We start from the raw sequence: 4,723 nt of genomic DNA on the forward strand, positions 1-4,723 counted from the left end.
GATGCGGATGGTCTCGTTGCCGTAGCGTTTGCCGGACTCGCCATCGGCCTGGAGAAACCACCGCTGGACCTGCCACCGCAGCCGCCACTGCGTCTCCGTCAGCTGGGCGGCTTCAAGGTGGTGCCGGGTGCGCGCCAGCTTCTTGCCGCCGCGCACCACCCGCACCCGTCCGGCTTCCCAGTCGGCCTGTTCATGCTCCAGTCGGTCCTCAAGTACGTGCAGGCGCCGGGACTTGGCGAACCACTCCCGCCGGGAGCGGTAGCCGCCCGGCGCACCCTTGGAACCCTTCGTCCCGATGGGCTGCGCGAGGCGGTGCGTGATCGTGTCGACGCCCGCCCGGAGGCTGTGGAGGTGGGCGAGTTGCCCGCGCCGGGCCAAAGCCCACTGGTCGTGGGTGGCCTTGGTGAGGCTGCCCGCCCACCGCGAGGACGACTTCCCCGTCAGCGCCCGCTTGCGTTGCGCCCACTGCTCGCCGTCGTGGGTCAGGCCCGCCGCGCAGCGGGCCTTCAGGTCGCCGGAGGCCAGCGAGCCGAGCAGCTCGCCGACCAGGCGCAGCACCGCCTCGTCCTGCCCGGTCAAACCCTTGAGACTGGAGCGGATCGCCACTCCGGACGGGCCGGGCACCACGAACGGCGCCACCACCTCACGCAGCACGCCCACACCCCACCACCGCCCGACACTGAAGAGCCCCTCACCGCGTCCAACGACCACCCCCGGTCAAAGGTCACGCATTCGAAACCAGAACCCCCGTCGCCCTGCCTCCTGCCGTTGTTCAGTGCCACGCACCGCCACCGCGACACTCACTCATGCACACCAGAACATGCTCAACCACTGTCAATCGGCAGCAGTTCACAACCCCGCGGTCGGCGCCGATGGCGTTGTCCGGCCCGACCACGCTGTCGGACAGGACGGTGTCGTGGCCGATGACCTCGGGGCCGGTCGCCGCACCACCGATGTGCCCGGAACCGCCGCACTCCTGGTCGACGACGCCGGCCGGCACCTGCCGCACCCGCGCGACGCGCACAAGCCCACCCGGTGCCCCGGTCACTGGGCGTTCCCCGGCGGGAGTGCCGAGCCCGGCGAGGCGTGCGACCAGGCCGTCGCACGCGAACCGCGCGAGGAGACCGGCCCGGTCGTCCCGCACCGCCGCACGGTCCGGGCCCGCGCCGAGCACGTCTTCGCCCACGTGAAGACCTGGACGGTCCCGCGCGACCGCCGGCTCAGGGGGACGGTGTCCGCCACGCCGTGCTCGGCATCGCCCGCCCGCGCATCCTCGCGCTCGGCGGAGGGGACCGGAGAAACAGGACCGACCGGCCTGGAAGAGATCATCTGCGGGGCCGTCCTCAGGCGCGCGGCAGAGAGGCGCCCGCCCGGCCCTTCGGCCGTCGGGCGCCTCCGGTCGGCCCGCCTGTCCCGGATCAGTCCAGGCCCAGGCCCCGGCGGCCGGTGTCGTTGAGCCGGCCGGCGGTGAACCGGCCGTCCCAGGAGCGCTCGTAGTGCTCCTCGGGGAAGTCGGCCGGGCTCGAGCCGGTGGCGAACGCCTCCCTGACGGAGGCCGCGTACTTCTCGTTGCGGGGGCACCAGGGGGCGGCGGGGATGTACATGACGTTGCCCCAGCCCTTCTGGTTCTCGACCGGAGCGACGCTGTGGACCATGTCGCAGTGCCACCAGACGGAGTCGCCGGCCCTGACGTCGGGGATGGGGGTCAGGGCCCGGTAGAGCATCGGGTGCCAGCGCTCGGTGACGGGGAACACCTGGTTCGTACGCACGCCGCACATGGAGTCCTCGGGCACGTCCGGCAGCAGGGGCCGCAGGAGCAGGTAGGCCATGATCTCCGGAATCGGCATGGTGTGGAGCACGCCCTGGTCGGCGTCCATGTCCGACAGGGCGGTCCAGCCCTGGAAGGTGCGGAACGCGGAGCACATGGTGGAGCCGGGGTACTGGGGGCCGGTGGTGCGGTGGGCCGCGTCCCAGGGGTCGTACTGCTCGACGGTGCCGTCGAAGAGGTGGCGGAACGCCTCCTGGTACTCCCGGGTCATCCACAGGTCCAGGGTGCCGGGGTCGCAGTGGGTGCCCAGGCCCGCGGAGTCGGTGCCCGGCGGGCGGCGGCGGATGCGGTCGGGGTACAGCGCGTGGCGGTCGGGGTCGAACCACTGGGTGCCGTCGTCGGAGGTGTGCTTCCAGAACGAGTTGAGGAAGGACTGGACGGTGGCCATGCGCTCGGACTGGCGGNGCATCTGGGCCTGGGACCAGTAGACGGGGTAGATCTCGGGCTTGGAGCCGACGCTGCCGAAGAAGTCGTCGCCGGGCCCGGCGTAGTTCTCGAAGAACCGGTTGCGTTCGACGTAGTCGACGATGCCGGCGTCCCAGGCCAGCGCCTGCTCGCGCGGGAAGTGGCCGCGTACGACGAGGCAGCCGCGCTTCTTGAGCTTGGCCAGGTCCGCCGGCGCGACGGTTCCGCCGGCGATCGCGTCGTAGTCCAGGACGGGCCACACCTCCTCGCCGCGCTTCCGGTCGGCTTCGATCTCGGCGATGCGGGCCTCGACGCGCCCCTCGACGGCCGAGAACACCTCCTGGACGGTGCGGCCGGAGGCTTCGATGCGGGCCCGCAGGGCGGGCTTGATCTCGCGGACGGTGGCTGTGAGGTCCGCCGGGGTCTGCTGCCAGTGCGGCAGGGCAGCGGCGTGGTGCGGCTCAGCGGCGAGCGTCATCGCCCGACTCCTTTGGTGAGGACTCCTTACTAGACATGACGGTAAGCATCCCGCCACTTTTAGGCAAGAGTCCTTACTAGAATGGTGCGCATGACCCCGCCGAAGCCGTCGCTGGAGATGCTGCGCACTCTGACCGACGAGAACGTGCTGCGCTCCCTCATGGCCCACCCGCGTCTGACCAGGGCGGAGATCTCCGCCCGCACCGGGATCTCCAAGCCCACGATCTCCGACAGTGTGCAGCGCCTGACCCGGGCCGGCCTGGTCGTGGACACCGGCGAACGCACCACCGGGCGCGGACGGGTCGGCTCGTACTACTCCCTCGCCCCGCAGCTCGGTGCCGCCCTGGTGGCCGCCATCACCCCGCGGGGAGTGGTGGCCGAGGCGGTCGACGCCCTCGGCCACGTCCACGGACAGGTCCGCACCGCGCTGGAGGCGAGCGCGGGACCCCGGGTGGCCGCCGAGGCCCTCGACGCGGCGGCCGGACAGCTGGCCGGGCGGATCCCCGGCCGGCTGCGCCTCGCGGTGGTCAGCGCCGCCGACCCGGTGGACCGCGGGACGGGCCGGCTCGTGCACCTGCCCGACGCCCCCTTCCTCGTCGGCGACCTCGACCCTTCCGCCGTCCTGGCGCCCACCGTGTCCGGCCCCGTCCTGGTGGACAACGACGTCAACTGGGCCGCCCGCGCCGAGCACCGGGCCGGCTGTGCCGGGGGCGTCGACGACTTCGTCTACCTCCACCTCGGTGAGGGCCTGGGCTGCGCCGTGGTGAGCGACGGCGTCGTCCGGCGCGGGCACAGGGGACTCGTCGGAGAGATCGCCCACCTCTGCACGGCGGGCCCGGACGGGAAGGCCATGGCCTTCACCGAGGTCTTCGCCGTCCTCGGTCTGCGCCGGCCCGCCTCCACCGCCATCGACGTCCCGGCACTGGTCGAGCTCCTCGCCCGCCGCGACGAGCAGGCGGAGCGGGTCCGCGCCGTACTGGTCCGGGCCATCGGCGGCGTCCTTTCCGCGGCCGTCTCCCTCGCGGACCCCCGCATGGTCGTCATCGGCGGCGAGTGGGGCCTGTGCCCCGGCCTGATCACCGCCGTCGACGAGCACTTCAGCCGCACACCGCGCCCCGTTCCCCTCACCGCGGCCGTGCTGTCGTCACCCGAACTGACCGGTGCCCGCTCCCGGGCCGTGGAAGAACTCCGCTCCCTCATCGTCCGGACGGCTCACCCCGCACCCCAGGCGTAAAAGCCTGTCTGCGCGGGCGGAAGCCGGTTACCCGGCCGGTGCGGCCTTCCCTGCCGCCTCCCCTGCGCGGACAGGGAAGGGCACGCCCCCGGACGGCGACCGCCCGGACGGGCGGAACGGATGACGGCGCGGTCGCCCGGCGGCGTCCTGCGGGCCGGTCCAGCACGTGAGGAGCAGCAGCCATGCGCGGTGTCGTGATGCACGCCCCCGGCGACATCCGGGTGGAGCGGCGCGAGGATCCGGGGGTCGTCGCGCCGACGGACGCGGTGATCCGCTTGTCGGCGAGCTGTGTCTGCGGGTCGGACCTGTGGCCCTACCGCGGGATCGAGGCGGTCGAGGGACCGGCCCCGATGGGACACGAGTACGTCGGCGTCGTCGAGGAGGTCGGCAGCGAGGTGAGGACCATCGCGCCCGGCCGGTTCGTGGTCGGCTCGTTCTTCGCCTCGGACAACACCTGCGAGATCTGCCGGGCCGGCTACCAGTCCTCCTGCGTCCGACGCGAGCTGATGGGCACGCTGGGAGCCCAGGCGGAGCGGCTGCGCGTCCCGCTCGCCGACGGCACCCTGGTCGCCACCCCGGACATGCCCTCCGAGGACCTGATCCCCAGCCTGCTGACGGCCTCCGACGTGCTGGGCACCGGCTGGTTCGGCGCCGTGGCGGCCCAGGCGGGCCCCGGCAGGACCGTCGCGGTCGTCGGGGACGGCGCGGTCGGCCTGCTCGCGGTCCTGGCCGCCGGGCAGCTCGGCGCGGAGCGGGTCATCGCGATGAGCCGCCACGAG

Annotated in this window: 4 protein-coding genes and 2 pseudogenes; 3 read left to right on the top strand and 3 right to left on the bottom strand. The window is 73.0% G+C overall.

Annotated elements, in window-relative coordinates; all coding sequences use genetic code 11:
- Positions 1–660, bottom strand: a pseudogene (locus tag RH94_RS01680) (IS200/IS605 family accessory protein TnpB-related protein); the annotation flags it as partial.
- A 160-nt stretch (positions 661–820) separates the two neighbouring features.
- Between RH94_RS01680 and RH94_RS46520 the strand changes: the two are divergent.
- Entirely contained in the window at positions 821–1,456 is a 636-nt protein-coding gene (locus RH94_RS46520) for an NUDIX domain-containing protein (protein ID WP_407697241.1), read from the top strand.
- On the opposite strand, the gene RH94_RS41915 is transcribed toward RH94_RS46520, so the two are convergent.
- Positions 1,419–2,232, bottom strand: an 814-nt coding sequence (locus RH94_RS41915; RefSeq protein ID WP_234425455.1) for a YbiU family protein, incomplete at its 5' end; no start/stop codon positions are given. The two genes, RH94_RS46520 and RH94_RS41915, sit on opposite strands and share 38 nt — an antisense overlap.
- Position 2,233: 1 nt before the next feature.
- Positions 2,234–2,711 (bottom strand): annotated as a pseudogene (locus tag RH94_RS41920) (YbiU family protein); the annotation flags it as partial.
- 90 nt (positions 2,712–2,801) lie between these two features.
- On the opposite strand from RH94_RS41920, the gene RH94_RS01695 reads away from it, so the two are divergent.
- Positions 2,802–3,944 carry an ROK family transcriptional regulator gene (locus tag RH94_RS01695; RefSeq protein WP_073945944.1) on the top strand — a complete coding sequence of 381 codons (1,143 nt, stop codon included), beginning with the start codon at positions 2,802–2,804 and terminating at the stop codon, positions 3,942–3,944.
- A gap of 182 nt (positions 3,945–4,126) precedes the next feature.
- Positions 4,127–4,723, top strand: a 597-nt coding sequence (locus RH94_RS41925) for an alcohol dehydrogenase catalytic domain-containing protein (RefSeq protein WP_234425456.1), incomplete at its 3' end; no start/stop codon positions are given.

Origin of the sequence: Streptomyces kebangsaanensis (assembly GCF_001906585.1) — a bacterium.
In the GTDB taxonomy this organism is placed as follows: Bacteria; Actinomycetota; Actinomycetes; order Streptomycetales; family Streptomycetaceae; genus Streptomyces; species Streptomyces kebangsaanensis.

Bases quoted from the DNA above. Each gene is read 5' to 3' on its own strand.
- RH94_RS01695 (WP_073945944.1), top strand. From the start codon at position 2,802: ATGACCCCGCCGAAGCCGTCGCTGGAGATGCTGCGCACTCTGACCGAC.
- RH94_RS46520 (WP_407697241.1), top strand. From the start codon at position 821: ATGCTCAACCACTGTCAATCGGCAGCAGTTCACAACCCCGCGGTCGGC.